Here is a 1,037-nt window from a genome sequence, read left to right as displayed (position 1 = left end):
CTAGGTGTGAGCTTTCGAGAGGTTGTCCATTCGGACCGGACCGAGGAGACTGGAGTTACCACGCTTCAGCATCCATCGGAGGGTCCGAATGAACATCCACAAGAATGCCCGTCTCACACCGCTGCGTCGAGAGGAGATGGCGTTATCGGTGATAGAAGGCGCTTTTTCCAAAGCCCATGCGGCGCGCGTCTATGGCGTGTCGGCCAAGATCGTGGCGCGCTGGGTCGAGCGCTATAAGACCAAAGGGCGGGCCGGCATGGTCGACCGCTCGTCGCGGCCCACCGTCATGCCGAGCCTGACCGAACAGTCCGTGGCCGAGCGCATCGCAGCCTTGCGTCGCCAGCGGCTGACCGGCAAGCACATCGCCCATGAGGTCGGCGTCTCGCCCGCCACCGTCAGCCGGGTTCTCAAGCGTGCCGGGCTGTCGCGGCTCAGGGATATCGAGCCGGCCGAACCGGTCCGGCGCTACGAGCGGGAGCATCCCGGCGAGATGATCCATATCGACATCAAGAAGCTCGGCCGCTTCAGCCAAGTCGGCCATCGTATCACCGGCGATCCGCAAAAGGGCAAGTCGCGCGGCGCCGGCTGGGAGTTCGTCCATGTCTGCATCGACGACGCGTCCCGCATCGCCTTCTCGCAAATCCTGCCCGACGAGAAAAAGGAGTGCGCCATCGCCTTCCTCAAGGCCGCGGTCGCCTATTACGCCAGCCTCGGCGTCACGATAGCCCGCGTCATGACCGACAACGGCTCCTGCTACAGATCAAAGGCCTTCGCCAAGGCCTGCCGCGATCTCGGCCTCAAGCACGTCACGACAAGACCCTATACGCCCAAGACCAATGGCAAGGCCGAGCGCTTCATCCAGACAGCACTGCGCGAATGGGCCTACGCCATTGCCTATCCGACATCCGATCATCGTGCCGCCGAACTGCCTGTCTGGCTGCACAGATACAATTGGCATCGTCCACATGGCAGCCTAAAGTCAAAAACGCCTATCAGTCGCCTCGCCCTGATCGAGGACAACCTGTTGAAGCTCCACA

General features: G+C 62.4%; 1 protein-coding gene. It reads left to right on the top strand.

Translation table 11 applies throughout. The features are described 5' to 3' along the window. Positions 1–88: 88 nt before the first annotated feature. Positions 89–1,037: IS481 family transposase (locus CK219_RS30995; RefSeq protein ID WP_095770220.1), on the top strand; the 949-nt coding region annotated here is incomplete at its 3' end.

This window comes from Mesorhizobium sp. WSM4313 (assembly GCF_002294725.1).
Lineage (GTDB): Bacteria > Pseudomonadota > Alphaproteobacteria > Rhizobiales > Rhizobiaceae > Mesorhizobium.
The sequence above is the reverse complement of the archived record's forward strand: the minus strand, read 5'-3'. Positions and strand labels throughout refer to the sequence as shown.